This is a genomic window from Pseudomonas sp. (assembly GCF_046581935.1).
Classification (GTDB): Bacteria; Pseudomonadota; Gammaproteobacteria; order Pseudomonadales; family Pseudomonadaceae; genus Aquipseudomonas.
In genome coordinates this window covers 1-17,503 of the sequence record NZ_JAYGFK010000028.1, presented here as the reverse complement: position 1 = coordinate 17,503, position 17,503 = coordinate 1, and the positions used below count along the sequence as shown (strand labels likewise).

General features: G+C 55.6%; 15 protein-coding genes. 3 read left to right on the top strand and 12 right to left on the bottom strand.

All coding sequences use genetic code 11. From position 1 onward, the window contains the following. Positions 1–162: 162 nt before the first annotated feature. From VCA57_RS22560 to VCA57_RS22525, 8 genes are read right to left on the bottom strand one after another with little or no spacing between them, the layout of a single operon-like run. Positions 163–1,710, bottom strand: coding sequence for an SPOR domain-containing protein (locus VCA57_RS22560; protein WP_411187840.1), 1,548 nt, complete (start codon positions 1,708–1,710; stop codon positions 163–165). A gap of 10 nt (positions 1,711–1,720) precedes the next feature. Continuing rightward, the gene (aroB, locus tag VCA57_RS22555) at positions 1,721–2,824 is read right to left on the bottom strand and encodes a 3-dehydroquinate synthase (RefSeq protein WP_411187838.1); all 1,104 of its coding nucleotides are present in this window, start codon (positions 2,822–2,824) and stop codon (positions 1,721–1,723) included. A gap of 51 nt (positions 2,825–2,875) precedes the next feature. Beyond that, on the bottom strand, positions 2,876–3,394 hold the full coding sequence (aroK, locus tag VCA57_RS22550) for a shikimate kinase AroK (RefSeq protein ID WP_411187836.1): 519 nt from the start codon (positions 3,392–3,394) through the stop codon (positions 2,876–2,878). 4 nt (positions 3,395–3,398) lie between these two features. Next, positions 3,399–5,465 (bottom strand): type IV pilus secretin PilQ, encoded by a 2,067-nt coding sequence (gene pilQ, locus VCA57_RS22545; protein WP_411188112.1) that lies wholly within the window; start codon positions 5,463–5,465, stop codon positions 3,399–3,401. 54 nt (positions 5,466–5,519) lie between these two features. Beyond that, positions 5,520–6,044, bottom strand: coding sequence for a type 4a pilus biogenesis lipoprotein PilP (gene pilP, locus VCA57_RS22540; protein WP_411187834.1), 525 nt, complete (start codon positions 6,042–6,044; stop codon positions 5,520–5,522). Continuing rightward, positions 6,041–6,664 (bottom strand): type 4a pilus biogenesis protein PilO, encoded by a 624-nt coding sequence (gene pilO, locus VCA57_RS22535; protein WP_411187832.1) that lies wholly within the window; start codon positions 6,662–6,664, stop codon positions 6,041–6,043. Before pilO ends, pilP begins: the two co-directional genes overlap by 4 nt. Then, a complete protein-coding gene (gene pilN / locus VCA57_RS22530; protein WP_411187829.1) occupies positions 6,661–7,233 on the bottom strand; it encodes a type 4a pilus biogenesis protein PilN in 573 nt (190 codons plus the stop codon). The genes pilO and pilN overlap by 4 nt, the downstream gene beginning before the upstream one ends. Further along, the gene (locus VCA57_RS22525; protein ID WP_411187827.1) at positions 7,233–8,297 is read right to left on the bottom strand and encodes a pilus assembly protein PilM; all 1,065 of its coding nucleotides are present in this window, start codon (positions 8,295–8,297) and stop codon (positions 7,233–7,235) included. The genes pilN and VCA57_RS22525 overlap by 1 nt, the downstream gene beginning before the upstream one ends. Before the next feature lie 184 nt (positions 8,298–8,481). On the opposite strand from VCA57_RS22525, the gene VCA57_RS22520 reads away from it, so the two are divergent. Continuing rightward, positions 8,482–10,896, top strand: coding sequence for a penicillin-binding protein 1A (locus VCA57_RS22520; protein ID WP_411188110.1), 2,415 nt, complete (start codon positions 8,482–8,484; stop codon positions 10,894–10,896). Between the two features lie 90 nt (positions 10,897–10,986). Here VCA57_RS22520 and VCA57_RS22515 read toward each other — a convergent pair whose 3' ends face one another. From VCA57_RS22515 to rpmE, 4 genes are all read right to left on the bottom strand, one after another. Continuing rightward, positions 10,987–12,255: a malic enzyme-like NAD(P)-binding protein gene (locus tag VCA57_RS22515; RefSeq protein WP_411187825.1), complete on the bottom strand. Its 1,269-nt coding sequence runs from the start codon at positions 12,253–12,255 to the stop codon at positions 10,987–10,989. Positions 12,256–12,356: 101 nt separating this feature from the next. Then, positions 12,357–13,781 carry a M48 family metalloprotease gene (locus tag VCA57_RS22510; RefSeq protein WP_411188108.1) on the bottom strand — a complete coding sequence of 475 codons (1,425 nt, stop codon included), beginning with the start codon at positions 13,779–13,781 and terminating at the stop codon, positions 12,357–12,359. Between the two features lie 11 nt (positions 13,782–13,792). Beyond that, complete coding sequence (locus VCA57_RS22505) at positions 13,793–14,593, bottom strand: thermonuclease family protein (protein ID WP_411187823.1); 801 nt, start codon at positions 14,591–14,593, stop codon at positions 13,793–13,795. Between the two features lie 26 nt (positions 14,594–14,619). After that, on the bottom strand, positions 14,620–14,835 hold the full coding sequence (gene rpmE, locus VCA57_RS22500) for a 50S ribosomal protein L31 (RefSeq protein ID WP_411187821.1): 216 nt from the start codon (positions 14,833–14,835) through the stop codon (positions 14,620–14,622). Positions 14,836–15,002: 167 nt separating this feature from the next. Here rpmE and VCA57_RS22495 point away from each other — a divergent pair, with 167 nt between their 5' ends. Next, positions 15,003–17,222 carry a primosomal protein N' gene (locus tag VCA57_RS22495; protein WP_411187819.1) on the top strand — a complete coding sequence of 740 codons (2,220 nt, stop codon included), beginning with the start codon at positions 15,003–15,005 and terminating at the stop codon, positions 17,220–17,222. Between the two features lie 86 nt (positions 17,223–17,308). Then, positions 17,309–17,503: DEAD/DEAH box helicase (locus tag VCA57_RS22490; protein WP_411187817.1), on the top strand; the 195-nt coding region annotated here is incomplete at its 3' end.

The following is a 17,503-nucleotide window of genomic DNA, read 5'->3' as shown; positions in this document are numbered from 1 at the left end:
CAGCTTTGCGCAGGCGAAAGGGCAGTCATTGTACATATCCACCCAAGCCGTCACAAATCCAAGTGACGAAAATTCGAAAACTTATGTCGCGAAAACGAACGACAAGACTAACCGGTCGTGATCACGACTGGCTAGTCAGCGGAAAGCTCGGCAGTGTATCAGTTAGCGCGCCTGAACAATCTCTTGTTGAATGCCGGCGAAATTACGCGGCCATGGCTTGCCAGCCTGCACTTTGGCAGGCAAAGCACGCAAGGCCGCCTGCGCAGCATCACGCGTCGCAAAACTGCCATAGGTCACCACATACAGCGGCTTACCCTGATGCTGCTTCTTGAAGTAGCGATAATCAGCGCCATGGGCTTTGACGAAGGCTTGCGCACCACTTTCCAAGCGGACACCCAGTATTTGCAGGGTAAAGCGCGAGCCCGCTTGAGCAGCATACCAATCCGCAGCCACAGGCTTGGCAATCGCAACGGCAGATTGCGGCTTAGCCGGTGCCGCCGCAGGCGCCACTGCAGGCGCAGGCTTAACCTCTGGCACCACCGCAGGCGCTACCTTGACCGGCTCAGGGACAGGCGGGGCAACGGGAGCAATTACTGGCCGCACAGGCGTGATATCAGCAACCGGCTCAGGAGCAACAGAAGCACTCGCGGTTTCGGACTCCTCCGCACCACTCAAACCGGCAGCCTGAGCTAAAGGCTCGCGAATAACCGGCTGCGCCTCACCAACCAAAGGTAGCGGCAGTGGCTGATTTGCCCCCTCAAACTGAATGGCAGGGGCACTCGGATCAGCAACCACCGCTGGCGGAGCAGGCTCACCAAGCGGCAGCTGCGCAACTACAGGCGTATCAACAGTTTCAGCGACACGCCCCCGCATAAACCACGCAGCCAAAACAGCGATAGCCACAACGCCAAGAGCCAATAGGTGCTTGCGTGGCAGGCTAAATGAAAAGCCGCCACGACCCGCCGCACTACGGTGCACCAACATGGCCTCTATCAACACCTCACGCGCAACCTGGTTGATTGCACCAGGCCAGCCCGCAGATTGCTCATGAATATCCGCAACCTGGTCATCACTCAATACATCGATGCCCTGCCCCGCCCCCTCAAGACGCTGAGCCAAGTACTCCCGCGTCTCTTCCTCAGCATAAGGTTCTAGTTCTATGACATGAAAACACTCATCGCCTGCCGCCACTTGCTCAAGACGCGACAGCAGCTGCGATTCAGCAAAAAGAAACACATGCGGCCGCCCCTCCGCATCGCCGAGCGCCAGGCTTAACAAGCTGGTTAACGCCGCATCGCTAAGATCCTCAGCGTCATCAACCAGCACATAGACTTCCTGCCCAAGCAAGGCTAACTGTCCGACCTGCGCAAGAATGGCAGGCAACTCAGGCCGAGAGACCTGCAACCTCAACGCCACCTGACGCAAAATACTGGCAGGATCAGAAGCCCCCTTGGCCGACACAACCACACTCTGCACTGATTCTTTATTGGTGCTCGCAACCAAGGCCTGGCGCAGTAAAGTTTTACCACTACCATCCGGACCACTGACCACCAGCAGCAATTGGCTGTAGCGCGCTAGGTGATGCAGTTGACCAAGCACAGGCTTGCGCTGCGCCGGGAAAAACTTGAATCCCGGCACCCGCGAAGCAAAGGGGTCGTGAGTAAAGTGGTAATGATCGAGAAACGCCTCATCAGCATGCAGACTTGTCATGGGACACTCGTTAATTTTTAAGCTGAGCCAGCTGCGCCGCATAATCTGCGCTCAGCGTGGCATTCAAAATTTCTCGGGGGAAATCACCGGTCACAACTGCTTCACCCAAGCCGCGCAGCAAAACCAGGCGCAACTTCCCATCGATAACTTTCTTATCGACCGCCATATGCTCCACAAAATCCGCAGCGGTCATACTCTGAGGCGGCACAACCGGCAAGCCGGCAGCAACAAACAAGCGCACAGCACGCTCACGCTCAGCCGCAGTAATCCAGCCTAGGCGCTCAGACATATCAAGAGCCATGACCGTGCCCGTGGCCACCGCCTCACCATGCAGCCAATTACCGTAACCCTGATGAGTCTCAATCGCGTGGCCAAACGTATGACCAAGGTTCAGGGTAGCTCTCACCCCAGACTCACGCTCATCCGCTGCAACCACACGCGCCTTGGCGGCGCAGGAGCGGGAAATAGCGGCAGTCAAAGCTGACTGATCCAGCTCACGCAATGCTGGCATATGCTCTTCCAGCCAAGCTAAAAATGGCTCATCACAGATCAAACCGTACTTTATGACCTCCGCCAGCCCTGCCGAAAGCTCGCGAGCTGGCAACGTTCCCAGCGTGGCGGTATCAATCAAAACGGCCTGCGGCTGGTAGAAAGCGCCAACCATATTCTTACCTAGCGGATGATTGATGCCCGTCTTACCACCAACAGATGAATCTACCTGCGACAGCAAAGTGGTCGGCACCTGAATAAAGTTAACGCCGCGCTGATAACAAGACGCCGCAAAACCCGCCATATCACCAATCACCCCACCACCCAAGGCAATCACTGTTGTGCGGCGATCATGCCGCCCCCCCAATAACCCATCAAAAATCAGCTGTAGGGTTTCCCAGGTTTTATAACGCTCACCATCAGGCAGAACCACGGTCGTGACGGCATAACTGGAAAGCGCACGCTTAAGTACCTCGAGATATAGAGGAGCAACAGTCTCATTGGTAACGATTGCGACCTGCCGACCCACTATATGGGCCGATAAAAAGTCTCCGCGAGCTAACAACTCAGCGCCGATATAGATCGGGTAGCTACGGTCACCTAGGTCGACATGAAGAGTCTGCATAAAGCCCCCTATTTGCAAAGGAGCCTAGGATAGCGCAGTTCAGCCTGCGCTTTAACGGGGGGAGAGCGCTTCAATACGCTCAAGAATTTCTTGCACAACCAACCGTGGAGGGCGCTCATCGGTTTCCACGATAATATCGGCTATCTCACGATAAAGCGGATCTCGAACTGCCAACAGCTCAGCCAAAACCTGGCTAGGGTCTGCAGCGCGCAACAGCGGGCGATTTCGATCACGAGACGTGCGATCCACTTGCTGCTCAACAGAAGCATGCAAATAGACCACACGACCACCACGCCTCAAGGCCGCACGATTTTCAGCGCGCATAACAGCACCACCACCCGTAGCCATGACAATGCCATCAACACTGCAAAGATCTGCGATCACTACCTGCTCGCGCTCACGAAAACCCTGCTCACCCTCCACATCAAAAATCCAAGGAATATCTGCACCGGTACGCTGCTCAATCTCTTTATCGGAGTCCTTGAACGGTAAGTGCAACTCTTTAGCAAGCAAACGGCCGATGGTGCTTTTACCAGCCCCCATCGGCCCTACGAGAATAAAATTACGCACTTAGTCAACGACTCACCGCGATGGCCTGGTTGTTCATGATGCGCGGAGTGAGGAAAATTAGCAGCTCAGACTTACTATCTTTGACAAGTTCACGCCGGAACAAACTACCAATGTAAGGAATATCGCCAAGCAACGGCACTTTATCCACCGACTTGCTCTGGGTATTAGTAAATACGCCACCGATGACAATCGTATCACCATCGGCGACCAAAACTTTCGCATTCACTTCGTTTTTAGATATTGCCGGCACACCACCACTAGAAGCAGCATTTGTAAAGTCAGGCGCATCCTTAGTTACTTTTACCTCCATAATAATCCGGTTGTCAGGCGTGATCTGTGGCGTAACCTCCAAAGCAAGAGCCGCTTCTTTAAACGAAGTAGATGTTGCACCACTGGAGCTTGCTTCTTGGTAGGGAACCTCAGAGCCCTTGAGGATTTTTGCTGTTTCTTTGTCAGACGTTACCACCTTTGGCTGCGAAATAACCTCACCATTGCCTGTCTTCTCCATTGCCGACAACTCAAGATCTAGCAAGGCATTATTAGTAATAAACCCAAGATTCAACCCAACGTTTCCACCAGACGCACCCAAATCAACAAACGTACCTGCCTGAGTTTCAAGCGGATCACTATTTTTAACTAGGCTATTAGTACCACCAACTATAAATTTATCGTCACCCAAACTAACGCCTCGCCACTCAACACCAAGTGACTTGTCGAAATCGACACTTGCCTCGACTATTCGGGCTTCGACCATAACCTGACGCACCGGTATATCCAACTGCGAAACGATACGACGAAGCTCATCAAGCCGCTCTTGAGTCTGGTACGCAATAATACTATTAGTTCTATCATCCACCGTCACAGAGCCACGATCATCGCCTGCACCCTCGGCGCTAGTAACTGACTGAAAAAGCTTAGCCATATCAGAGGCTTTGGCATAGTTGACCTGAATCAGCTCTCTACGAAGCGGCGCTAGCTCGGCAATCTGCTTCTGCGACTCGAGCTCCTGACGCTCACGGGCGGCAATTTCGTCCGCCGGAGCAACCAACAGCACATTACCAACTTTACGCTTATCTAACCCCTTGGTTTTAAGAACCAAGTCCAGCGCCTGATCCCAAGGAACATTCTGTAAACGTAGCGTGATATTTCCATTGACAGTATCACTTGCGACCAAGTTTAGATCAGTGAAGTCAGCAATTAGCTGAAGTACCGAACGAACATCAATATCCTGAAAATTCAACGAAAGCTTTTCACCCGCGTAAGCAAAACTTTCACTTTTACGCTTATCAACTTGATCCTGAGTCAAAGTCTTGATGCTTATTGTTAATTTATTATCTGCCTGATATGCAAGATAATCATAACTACCTGCCGGCTCGATAATAATACTAGCTTGCCCACCAGAGCCAGACGCACTTACAAACTGTACGGGCGTTGCAAAATCTTTAACATCCAGACGAACTCGCAATGCCTCTGGTAGTTGTGTCTTAGCAAAATTCAACCGAATTTTACCACCTTGGTCCTGAATATCAGGACTGACAGAAGCATCAGAAAATGTAACAACAACATTCCCCTCACCTTGCTCACCACGCTGAAAATCTATATTACTAATGACTCTTTCTTGCGGCGCATAATTTTTTGAAGGTGCCTCGACAGGAGCAGCCGCTTGCACTGGCGCAGTTGCCGAGACCTTGGCACTATCACCCACAACTACAAAAAGCACATTACCCTCAGTTCGAGTGCTATAAGGCGAGAGATTTGTCAGATTAATAATTAACCGGGTGCGATCCTTTGCTTCAACCACAGTCACGCTTCGGGCATTGCCCACACCCAGCTCTTTATTCTTCAGACCTAGCTTGTTCGCCACACCAGGTAAATCAAGGGCAATTCGTGCAGGCTGCTCGATTGTATAACCCCGAGGAGCAAGCACTGGTTCGTCAAACGTCAGTTTCAGCTCCACTCTATCGCCAGGCAAAGCAGCTACATCAAGTGCCTGCAAATCAGCAGCTAAAAGAAAAGGAGAAAAAAGCACCGCAGAAAGAGAAAGGCCAAGACGCAAAAAAGAGCTATTCATTAGGAGGTTCCGTTGGGCAGACAGATTGTTTTTCTTCATAGCTAATTCACTCACTTAAGAGCGCTCCTTAAGAGAGAGGCTGCGCGGACGCTCCAACCAACCGCCCTCACCATCCGGGACAATCTCAACAACATCAATTTTTGCGTCGTCAATAGCCAAAATACGCCCGTGATTACGGCCTAGGTAGTCCCCGACACGTACTCGGTGAACACCACTCGAACCGCTAATCAAAGCAAAGGTCCCGCTATCATTAGCCAGCGTCCCAACCATCTGGAGCGTTTCTATATTAAAGTCTTCGAGAAACTGCTTGACCCTTGACTCATCCGGCTTGATATCAGCAGAGCCTTTCTGGCGACTAGCCAAGTCAATTTTTACTGGCGGCTGGAATGGACTACGCAGGGAAGCCGCGCCATAAGTAAAGCTTTCATATGGTTGGAATTTTGGTAACGGCTCAATTGACCCTTTAGGACGAGCACGCACCTCATCCAGAAACGACTGCAGATCCGAGAAATCTCGACTAACGCCACACCCGCTAAGCAGCAGAACAGAGCAGAACAGAAAAGGTAGATACACTTTCATTTCGCTACCCCTTTTTCGTTATAGCGATAAGTTTTCGCTAAGATGCTCATTCTTAGAGTTGCGACACCATCACTCTCAACAGGAACAAGATCAAAGTCGTGCAAGGTTACAATCCTAGGCAAACTTGCAACACCACTAACAAATGTCGCAAGGTCATGATATGTCCCTACTACCTTGATCTGAATCGGCAACTCTATGTAAAACTGCTGTGCAGCTTCGGGCAAAAGCTTTATTTCCTCAAACTCCAGACCACTCCCCAGCCCCGTACGAGTAATATCCTCCAACAATCCGGGAACCTCAGTATCACTCGGCAACTGCTTTAACAGAGCGCCGAACGACACTTCCATTTCCTGCATCTGCTCCTTGTATGCATCCAGATTAGCTGCCTTATAAGCCTTACTGGAAAATTGCTCTTTTAGGGAAAGTTCCTGAGCCTGCTGTACTTCCAACTGGCTCTGCAAATCCTTCAAGTGAAAGTTGTACCCTAGCCCCACAACAGCCACAAACAATATAATCCCGGCAATAAATTTTACCGCCGCAGGCCAAGAGCCGACATTGTTAAAGTCAAGTTCACTTAAATCAACTTTCCGCAACCCTTCCAGCGATTCACTAAGGCTCATTGCTTAGCCTCCTCTGTCGCCAGCCCAGGCAGAGTTTGCTGCACGCTAAGCTTAAATACATTTGCCTGATCAACTGCACCAGCAGTTACCGATTTAACCTCTGTCAAATTTGGAGCGGTTAGCCATTCAGAGGCATCTAGATTACGCATCAAGTTAGAGACGCGATTGTTGGATTCAGCTGCGCCCACGATTGCAATATTTTTTGCAGTCATTTTTACACCAGTAAAATACACACCATCTGGCAAGGTTCTAACCAACTGGTCAAAGACGCGCCCAATAATCGGTCGATTACCTTGCAAGTCCTGAATAATCTTCATGCGCTCAAGAAGCTGCTCGCGTCGCGTCTTCAACTCGCTGATTTCTTTAATTCGCGCATCGAGAACAGATATTTCCTTGCGCACAAAGTCATTACGTGCATTCTGCTGCTCGATCGCACCACTCAAGTATTGATCCCCAAGGAAGACAGCACCTGCAGCAACAACAAACACACCCGCGAGCGTTACCAAAAAGCGCTGCTTGCGCTCTTCGCGTAACTGCTCGCGCCAGGGTAGAAGGTTAATCCGCGCCATTAGTCGAAACTCCTCATCGCCAGACCACAGGCAATCATCAAGGCTGGCGCATCACTGGCGAGCACGCCGGCATTGACCCTGCCACTCAGAGCCATTTCAGCGAATGGGTTGGCGACCAATGCCTGGGTGCCTATTTTTTGCTGAATCAAACGATCAAGATCTGGAATCGACGCAGTACCGCCCGCCAACAGGATGTAGTCAACATCATTGAACTGACCGGCCGCGAAGAAGAACTGCAACGAACGTGCAACCTGCTGAACCACCGCCTCCTTAAACGGCTGCAGAACTTCGCTGTCATAGTCATCTGGTAAGCCACCTTGCTTCTTGGCAAGACCAGCTTCTTCAACGGACAAACCATAGCGACGCTGGATTTCTTCGGTGAGTTGTTTACCGCCAAACAGCTGCTCACGGGTATAAATAGTGCGACCGTTGTGCAGGACGCTGAGTGTGGTCATGGTTGCGCCAATATCGACAACAGCGACAGTAAGCTCATCCCGACCACCGCCAAGTTGCTCAATCAACAGCCCATAAGCACGTTCAAGCGCATAAGCTTCGACATCAACGACCTTGGCTGTCAGTCCCGCGAGGGCCAAGGCTGCTTCGCGCACTTCGACATTCTCTTTACGGCATGCAGCGAGCAGTACTTCGACACGATCGGCATTACGCGGCGACGCCCCCTGCACTTCGAAATCGATTGCGACTTCTTCGAGTGGATAAGGGATGTACTGGTCGGCCTCGATCTTTAGCTGACTCTCAAGTTCATCATCGGAAAGCCCGGCTTCCATTTCGATGGTTTTGGTAATCACCGCCGAGCCTGCCACCGCCACCGCCACTGTTTTCACACCGCTCTTAGCTTTGGCAAGCACGCGCGTAAGGGCCTGCCCCACCCCTTCTAGATCTGCGATGTTCTTTTCAACCACAGCATTGGGTGGGAGCGGCTCGACAGCGTAAGCCTCTACTTTGTAGCGGCTTCCGGAGCGACTCAATTCGAGGAGCTTGACGGAGGTCGAACTGATATCGATCCCGAGTAGCGTATTCGCTTTCTTATTGAAGAGCCCTAGCACGACCGATTTCCTATTGGCATCCGCGACTTACGGACTATTTATGTTTTTTCACATTAAATAACAGTCTTGACAGAAGCGCAAATGGCTACCCGGCAAAAAAAACGCTTATAATGTGATCAGTTTTTCTCTTTTAAGCTTGTACTTGACTTAACTCATTCTTTTATCTGGAAATCCAAAAATCTTGATGCGTCTTTTGCGTTTTTTCTGCTGGTCTTGCCTCGCCATTTTTTGTGGCTTGGTGCTCAGTTTTAGCGGGGCCTTCCTCTATCTTAGCCCTAGCCTTCCATCCGTCGAATCACTGCGCAGTATCCAGCTGCAGATTCCCTTACGCATCTACAGCAGCGACGCCAAACTGATTGCCGAGTTCGGCGAGATGCGCCGTTCACCAATCGCCTTCGCCGACATCCCCCAGGACTTCATCAACGCCCTCCTGGCCGCAGAAGACGATAATTTTGCTAACCATTATGGCGTCGACCTTAGCAGCCTGATGCGCGCTGCAACGCAAATTTTGAAGAGCGGCCAGATTCAGTCTGGTGGCAGCACCATCACCATGCAGGTAGCAAAGAACTTCTTCCTTACCAATGAAAGAAGTTTTTCGCGCAAGATCAACGAGATACTCCTAGCACTGCAAATTGAACGAGAGCTCAGTAAGAACGAAATTCTTGAACTTTATGTGAACAAGATTTATCTCGGTAACCGCGCTTACGGCATCGAGGCGGCAGCACAGGTTTATTACGGCAAGTCCATTCGCGACACCAGCCTGGCCCAGATGGCCATGATTGCCGGCCTGCCCAAAGCGCCATCACGCTACAACCCGCTAGCTAACCCAGCTCGCTCACTTGAACGACGTGACTGGATTCTCGGCCGCATGTACGGCCTTGGCCGTATTGATAAGCAGCGTTACGAAGAGGCACTGGCGGAGCCCATAAACGTCAGCTATCACGTTTCTACGCCAGAACTAGCCGCCCCCTACATTGCAGAAATGGCCAGAGCAGAGATGGTCGGACGCTATGGCAGCGAAGCCTATACCGAAGGCTTCAACGTTACGACCACCGTTCCTAGCGACCTGCAGACTTCTGCCAATAACGCAGTACGCGAAGGCTTAATCGCTTACGACCAACGACACGGCTATCGCGGCCCCGAAAGCCGCCTGCCGGGCATGACCAAAGAAAACTGGATCATCGAACTAAACAAGCAGACCACCCTGGGCGGCCTGGAGCCAGCCATTGTCACCAGCGTGGAGAAAAGCGGCATTCTGGTGCTGCTGCGTAACGGTGAAGAGCAGGCAGTGTCCTGGGACAGCATGAAATGGGCGCGCCCGTTCCTCAACACCAATAGCCTCGGGCCACGACCGCAACAACCGGCGGATGTTAGCCAGATTGGCGACCTGATACGCGTGCAGCAGCAGGAGGACGGCAGCCTGAGTTTTGTCCAACTGCCGGCAGCGCAGAGCGCACTGGTGTCGCTTGACCCAAACAATGGCGCTATTCGCGCTCTGGTCGGCGGTTTTTCCTTTGAGCAGAGCAACTACAACCGCGCGGCTCAGGCCAAACGCCAGCCGGGATCGAGCTTCAAACCGTTCATCTATAGCGCCGCCCTGGATAAAGGCTATACCGCCGCAACCCTAGTGAATGATGCACCGATAGTTTTTGCTGACGATGCGCTATCGCAGGTCTGGCGACCGAAGAATGATAACAACACCTTCCTCGGCCCAATTCGCCTACGCGAGGCTTTGTACCGATCACGCAACCTGGTTTCGATACGCCTGCTGCAAGACCTCGGCATCGACAGCACCCTCAGCTACATTGAGCGCTTCGGCTTTGAACGCAAGGATCTGCCGCCCAACCTCTCGCTAGCACTCGGTACTGCAAGTCTTACCCCGATGGAAATCGCCGAAGGCTGGAGCACGTTTGCCAATGGCGGCTACAAGATTGAACCCTACCTCATTGAGCACATTGCAGACCGCAATGGTAAGCAGCTGTTCAGCGCCAACCCCGCGCAGACCCCTGCAGGCATTGAACAACACGCGCAGCAGAGCAGCAGCCTGCCGCTTACTGAAGGTGATCAGCCACAGCCAGCCGAACCGGTACTCGCCGAACAGATCATCGACGGCCGTACGGCCTATATCATGACCAGCATGCTGCAGGATGTAATCAAACGCGGCACCGGACGTCGCGCCATGGCCATGGGTCGTGATGACTTGTCAGGCAAGACCGGCACTACCAACGAGTCGAAAGACAGCTGGTTCTCCGGCTACAACGCCGACTACATCACAACCGTCTGGAGCGGCTTCGACCAACCGGAAAGCCTTGGCCGCAATGAATATGGCGGCACCGTGGCACTGCCAATCTGGATGAGCTACATGAGCGCAGCGCTGAAGGACAAGCCCAGCCACACCCTACCTGAGCCAGAGGGAATACTAACGCTGCGAGTTGACCCACTGAGCGGCCGGGCTGCGACACCAGACACACCCAATGCCTATTTCGAGCTATTCAAAAGCGAAGACTCACCACCACCCATGGGTGAGTTTGAACCTGGCATGAATATTCCAGGCAGCCCGTTACCGGCAGATGAGTCCGCGCCAATCGATCTATTCTGAAGGCAGCAGACAAAGGTCTGACTGAGCAGGCAGCCGCCGGATCACAAGCAATAAAAAACCCGCCGTAGCGGGTTTTTTATTGCTTATCGCTTAGCCGTTAAACACGTCATTAACCGACTGTAGCGGGTAATGCGCCGGATACGGCAGAGTAGCCACGCCGCTCTCGATAGCAGCTTTGGCAACTGCATCGCACACCACAGTGATCAGACGTGGGTCCATCGGCTTCGGAATGATGTACTCGCGACCGAACGACAGGGCAATACCGCCATAGGCATCGCATACTTCTTGCGGTACCGGCAGCTTGGCCAGGTCACGCAGCGCCAGGGCTGCAGCGATCTTCATATCTTCGTTGATGCGTGTCGCGCGAACGTCCAGTGCACCACGGAAGATGAACGGGAAGCCCAGTACGTTATTGACCTGATTCGGGTAATCAGAGCGACCAGTAGCCATGATTACGTCATCACGCACGGCATGAGCCAGTTCCGGTTTGATTTCCGGGTCCGGGTTGGAGCAAGCAAATACGATCGGGCTTGGCGCCATGCGCTTGAGATCATCAGCAGCCAGCAGGTTGGCACCCGACAGGCCGACAAACACGTCAGCACCATCCAGCGCGTCAGACAGGGTGCGCTTACTGGTTTCGCTGGCAAATACTGCTTTGTATTGGTTGAGGTCATCACGGCCCGCATGGATCACGCCCTTGCGGTCGACCATGAAGATGTTCTCGACCTTAGCGCCCATGCTCACCAGCAACTTCATGCAGGAGATAGCGGCTGCGCCAGCGCCCAGGCAGACGATCTTGGCTTCCGGCAGGGTCTTGCCGGCGATTTCCAGGGCATTGAGCATGCCGGCCGCAGTCACGATTGCGGTGCCGTGCTGGTCATCGTGGAACACTGGAATGTCGCACTGTTCGATCAGCGTGCGTTCAATTTCAAAGCACTCTGGTGCTTTGATGTCTTCCAGGTTGATGCCACCGAAGGTGATCGCGATACGACGTACAGTATCGATAAAGGCTTGCGGGCTCTCGGACTCAACTTCGATGTCGAATACGTCGATCCCGGCAAAGCGCTTGAACAGCACGCCTTTACCTTCCATTACCGGCTTGGATGCCAACGGACCGAGGTCGCCGAGACCCAGAATAGCGGTACCGTCAGAGATGACTGCGACCAGGTTGCCTTTACCGGTGTAGCGGTATGCCAACTCCGGGTCACGCGCAATTTCGCGTACAGGTTCAGCGACACCCGGGCTGTAAGCCAGAGACAGGTCGCGTGCGGTTGCAGTGGGCTTGGTTAACTCGACACTCAGCTTACCCGGACGAGGATTAGCGTGATAATCGAGAGCGGCAGTTTTCAAATCAGACATGGTGGCATTTCCGCTTTGGGCTGTTGAACAGGCAGGCGGCGAGGATACGCAAGTTGTATACAGCTACACAAGACTGGTAAGTCTGGATGCGCACGCAACCCTTAGCGCACGACCTTAAGCCAGTCGCCAGGACGCGGCTGACCGCTGGGATAGAGACTGTTCAGCAAGCGCAGAGTCTTCAGAGCGTCACCCGGCAGCTTGCTGCCCTTGGCCAACGCCTCGATGGTTTGCCCCGCTTTGACCTTGACCATATGCAGGCGTAGCGGTTGCGCTTCTTGGTGCTCGGCCCGGGTCATCGGCCGGAAGCTTTTGATCACACTTAAAAACTGCTCGTCCTGGCTTTCCAGCGAGGCTCGCCCTCGCACGGCAGCGACAAACAAGTACACCTGCTGACCATGCTGAATAACCGCCACACGCTTGGCAGCGCTGCCTGGAATAATCGCGCTATAACCCGTTAGCCCGGCCTGCTTCAGCTCACTGCCCGCAACCAGTCGCTGCCCACCGACGCGTTCGCGCAGCAGTTCAAGCGGCGTCAGTTTCTGCGGGTTATCCTCCAGCGTCATGGCAATAAACGCCTGTTGATCGGCGGTATGGCCAATCAACGCATCTGGGCGATTAAGCAGCGTCCAACCTTGGGGAAATACCAGAGTGAAGTTCAAATCCGCATGATAAAAGCGCTGACCGCGTCGCACGCCGGTTTCAGCGGAGTCACCAAAAGGCAGTCCTTCCAGACGCTTGAAAAAGGCCTCGCGCTTGACCTCCTGCTGACCAGCTGCCAAGGCCCGTGCCGGCCCCAGCACCTGCTGCAAACGCCGGTCGTTATCCGGATGGGTATCGAACAACCCGTGGTAACCACCGGCAGGCGGCGCCTCACCGCGCTCGGCGGCCTGGTCGCGAGCAAAGTCTTCCTGATTCTTCAGTACCTTGACCACCTCAATCATCGCCTGCGGGTCATAGCCGCTACGGGCCAAATATTGCGCGCCCAGGCCATCGGCCTCTAGTTCCATGTCGCGGCCATAACCGCGAACAAAAGCATTGCCCACTACGCCGGTGACATCCGCGGCCGCACCCACGCCAGTGCCCATCGCCACAGCCTGACCAAGAAGCCCCCAGGCGGTCGACTGACTCTGCTGTTGCACGCTGTGGCGCGCAGTAACGTGGCCCACTTCGTGCCCCAGCACGGCTGCCAGCTCAGCCTCCGAGCTGAGATAAGCCAATAGCCCACGGTGGATATAAATGTAACCACCAGGCAAGGCAAAAGCGTTGATATCCGGGCTATCGACCACGGTGAATTGGTAGGCCAGCTGACTGCGGTGACTGCTCTTTGCCACTCGCTCGCCAACCTGCTGCACGTAGGCCTGTAACTTCTCGTCAGCGTAACGCGGGTTTTCCTTGAGTATCTGCTGGTTGTAACGGCGACCGAGATCAAGCTCCTGCTGCTCGCTCATCATCACGAAGTTGGTGCGTCCAGTAGCAGGATTGACTGCGCAACCTGCCAGCTGCAGTAACAGGGCGAGCAGCGTCATTACGCGCAGGATCACAGCAACGCCTCCAACATGGCTTTATCGGTCAACGGTAGCATCCAGCGCGCCTGTCCCGCGCGAGCGCCACCACGCGCCGAACGGTCGATCACCCAACCACGGGCTTCGACCTTGCGCCCCTCGAGCCTTTGCACCGCTCGCAGATCAAAATTGCCGAGCACTCGCGGAGCAATATGCAGCACCAGCGAATCGTCCATCTCCAGCCATAGCCCGCCAGCATTACGCTCGATGCGCCGGACGTGCCCCTGGAGCAAGGCAAAACCGCCGCGCTTCAACTGTTTCGGCGCTTGCACTGGGGCGCGTTGCCAAAGCCCACTACGCGCTTGCCGGGCACTGCGCTCGGCAGCTTGTTGGCATTGCACCAGCGCCAGATTAGGCGCGACCGCCACTAAATAGCCCAAGCCTTCGCTGAGCAATTGCGCCTCAAGGTTGCGCCCACGCTGGTCATAAGCATGCGCCAGGGTGCGCCCGTAATGATCCCTGGCCTGCTGGCCGAGCTGCAACGCAACGCGTCCATCACTGGCGGCGACCAAAGCCTGCAAGCGTTTACGAGCGGCCTCGGCGAAGGGTTCAGCGGAACGCCCTTTACGACCCAACTCCGGCGTATTCAGACCAATCAAACGCACACTGCGCCCGTCAGTCAGGCGCAAAGTATCGCCGTCCACGACGCGCTGCACCTTGACACTCGGCAGCTTGCCCGGCGCTGGGCAGAACGCCAGCGCGGCATCGAAGTAAAAGCCGAAAACGAAAAAGGCGCCCACAAGGGACGCCTTTTTCAGTAGCTCGGGGTAACCCATGCGGGTCTCCGTCGCTGCGCGCAAGCTTACTGCTTGGCGCCGAACATGCCGAAACGCTGCTTGAAGCGATCAACACGGCCGCCGGTATCCAGCATTTTTTGCTTGCCGGTGTAGAACGGGTGGCACTCGTTGCACACGTCCAGGCTCAGCGGCTTGGTCAGAGTGGAGCGAGTTTCGATCACGTTGCCACAGCTGCAAGTAGCGGTGAGGGCTTCGTAAGTAGGATGGATATCGGCTTTCATGGTCATTCCTCGGGCTATCGTGCCGCCACCAGACACTATTGTCAGGCACCGCACGGAATTAGGCCGGCGATAATACCAGAGCACCGCAGCGACGCAAGGCCGGCCGTCGATTGGCTGCATGCTAAGATCGCGCCTCGCCGACCGCTGCTGATCACAGGAGCCACTGTTTGTCCGACGTCATTTTGCGCCTTGCCCTGCCCTCACCGCTACGCCGCCTGTTCGACTACCGCGCCCCCGCCGGTGTGCCGCGTAGCGCGTTGCAGCCGGGTGCACGGTTGCGCGTGCCGTTTGGCCGACGGGAAATGATCGGCATCCTGATTGAAGTGACCGATCACAGCGAAGTACCGGCAGAAAAACTCAAGCCAGCCCTACAACTGCTGGACGCGCAATCGCCGCTACCACCTGCATTTTTTAAGCTGTGCCTGTGGACAGCACAGTATTACCAGCACAGCCTTGGCGACACCCTGAGCTGGGCGCTACCGGTGCTGCTGCGCCAGGGCGAGCCGGCAGAAGCGCGCCAGGAACGCTTCTGGTCGGTCAGCGAGGGCGCGCAACTGGACGACCCACGCCTGAGCCGCGCCCCACGTCAGCGCGACGCCTTAAAAACCCTCGCCCAGCACCCGCATGGCGTCGCCCATCAATTGCTGAGCAAGCTGCAACTGAACAAAGACAGCCTCGACCTGTTGCTGGAAAAAGGCTTGGTTCAGGTAGAGGTGCGTCGTCACGCCCCGAGCAAGCGCCACGCTAACTGGCTGGCGCAACCAGAACTGCCACTGAATGCCGAGCAACGCGCGGCCTCCGAAGCCATCCGCTCAGGCTTTGACAGCTTCAACGCCTTTCTCTTGGCGGGCGTTACCGGCAGCGGCAAGACCGAAGTTTATCTACAGCTGATCCGCGAAACCCTGGAAGCCGGCAAGCAGGCGCTGGTGCTGATCCCAGAGATCAACCTCGGCCCGCAGACCTTGGCGCGCTTCGAGCAGCGCTTCAACGCACGCATCGCCCTACTGCACTCGGCAGTGAACGACCGCGAGCGCCTGGACGCCTGGCTGGCCGCCCGTGATGGCGAGGCCGACATCATCATCGGCACCCGCTCGGCATTGTTTACGCCAATGCAGCGACCGGGGCTGATCATCATCGATGAAGAGCACGACGCCTCCTATAAACAGCAGGAAGGCCTGCGCTACCACGCCCGAGACCTGGCCGTAGTACGCGCGCACCAAGAGAACATCCCAATCGTCCTCGGCTCGGCCACACCCTCGCTGGAGAGCCTGCACAACGCCCACAGCGGCCGCTACGCCATGCTGCACCTGCGCGAGCGCGCCGGCGGTGCCAAGCAACCGCGCTTCCTGCGCCTAGATGTAAAAAGCCGGCCGCTGGACTCTGGGATTTCCGGGCCGATGCAACAAGCCATCGCGCAGACTTTGCAGGCGGGCCAGCAGGTACTGGTATTCCTTAACCGGCGCGGCTTCGCCCCCACCCTGCTCTGCCATGACTGCGGCTGGCTGTCTGAATGCCCGCGCTGTGACGCACGCATGACAGTGCACCAGCGCTCGCGCGAGTTGCGCTGCCACCACTGCGGCCATGCTGAGCGCCAGCCGAGCAACTGCCCGAAATGCAACAACGTCGACCTGCGCCCGGTGGGTGCTGGCACCGAGCGCGCCGAAGAGCGCCTGGAGATTCTCTTCCCGGACGTACCGGTGTTGCGCGTAGACCGCGACAGCACCTCGCGCAAGGAAGCCATGAGCACCTTGTTCAATACCGTGCAACGCGGCGAGCCGTGCATTCTGGTCGGCACCCAAATGCTCGCCAAGGGCCATCACTTCCCGCGCGTCACCTTGGTGGCGATTCTCGATGCCGACGGTGGCCTGTTTTCGGCGGACTTCCGCGCCAGCGAACGCATGGCCCAGTTGATCGTGCAGGTGGCTGGGCGTGCTGGTCGCGCTGAAGAGCCCGGCAAGGTAATTATCCAAAGCCACCTGGCCGACCACCCGCTGCTGGTGCAATTGACTGAGCAGGGCTACTTCGCCTTCGCCGAGCAAGCACTCAGCGAACGTCGAAGCGCCGGCCTGCCGCCGTTCTGCCACCTCGCCCTGCTACGCGCCGAAGCACACAAACCAGGCCAGGCAGAAGGCTTCCTCGACGAGGCCTGCAGTGAAGCCGAGCTGCTGCTGGACGAGCTGAAACTCAGCGGCATCGAACTGCTCGGCCCCGTGCCGGCACCGATGGAGCGCCGCGCCGGCCGCTATCGTGCTCAGCTGCTGGTACAGGCCAACGCCCGCGCGCCCCTGCACCGACTGCTCAACACATGGATGCACGCGTTGGAACAGATGCCCAGCGGCCGCGCGGTGCGTTGGTCGCTGGATGTCGACCCCATCGACCTGTTCTAGCCCCAAAAGACCGGCCGCCTGATAGCACCTAGCCACGCAGCGCAGCCTGTTACACTGCACGCCATTTCGTTTAGCAGGCCTGTACCGTGACCAACACCGCTTTCTCTTCTCTGCCGCTTTCCGCCGCCATGCTGGCGAACCTCGAGTCCCTCGGTTACAGCGAGATGACCCCGATTCAGGCGCAGAGCCTGCCGGTAATGCTCAAGGGCATGGACCTGATTGCTCAGGCCAAGACCGGCAGCGGCAAGACTGCCGCCTTCGGCATCGGCCTGCTCAACCCG

What these genes read in the sequence shown, in the direction of transcription:
- VCA57_RS22560 (WP_411187840.1), bottom strand. Translation starts at nt 1,710, where the DNA reads ATGACAAGTCTGCATGCTGATGAGGCGTTTCTCGATCATTACCACTTT.
- aroB (WP_411187838.1), bottom strand. Translation starts at nt 2,824, where the DNA reads ATGCAGACTCTTCATGTCGACCTAGGTGACCGTAGCTACCCGATCTAT.
- pilQ (WP_411188112.1), bottom strand. Translation starts at nt 5,465, where the DNA reads ATGAATAGCTCTTTTTTGCGTCTTGGCCTTTCTCTTTCTGCGGTGCTT.
- pilP (WP_411187834.1), bottom strand. Translation starts at nt 6,044, where the DNA reads ATGAAAGTGTATCTACCTTTTCTGTTCTGCTCTGTTCTGCTGCTTAGC.
- pilO (WP_411187832.1), bottom strand. Translation starts at nt 6,664, where the DNA reads ATGAGCCTTAGTGAATCGCTGGAAGGGTTGCGGAAAGTTGATTTAAGT.
- pilN (WP_411187829.1), bottom strand. Translation starts at nt 7,233, where the DNA reads ATGGCGCGGATTAACCTTCTACCCTGGCGCGAGCAGTTACGCGAAGAG.
- VCA57_RS22520 (WP_411188110.1), top strand. Translation starts at nt 8,482, where the DNA reads ATGCGTCTTTTGCGTTTTTTCTGCTGGTCTTGCCTCGCCATTTTTTGT.
- VCA57_RS22515 (WP_411187825.1), bottom strand. Translation starts at nt 12,255, where the DNA reads ATGTCTGATTTGAAAACTGCCGCTCTCGATTATCACGCTAATCCTCGT.
- VCA57_RS22510 (WP_411188108.1), bottom strand. Translation starts at nt 13,781, where the DNA reads ATGACGCTGCTCGCCCTGTTACTGCAGCTGGCAGGTTGCGCAGTCAAT.
- VCA57_RS22505 (WP_411187823.1), bottom strand. Translation starts at nt 14,593, where the DNA reads ATGGGTTACCCCGAGCTACTGAAAAAGGCGTCCCTTGTGGGCGCCTTT.
- rpmE (WP_411187821.1), bottom strand. Translation starts at nt 14,835, where the DNA reads ATGAAAGCCGATATCCATCCTACTTACGAAGCCCTCACCGCTACTTGC.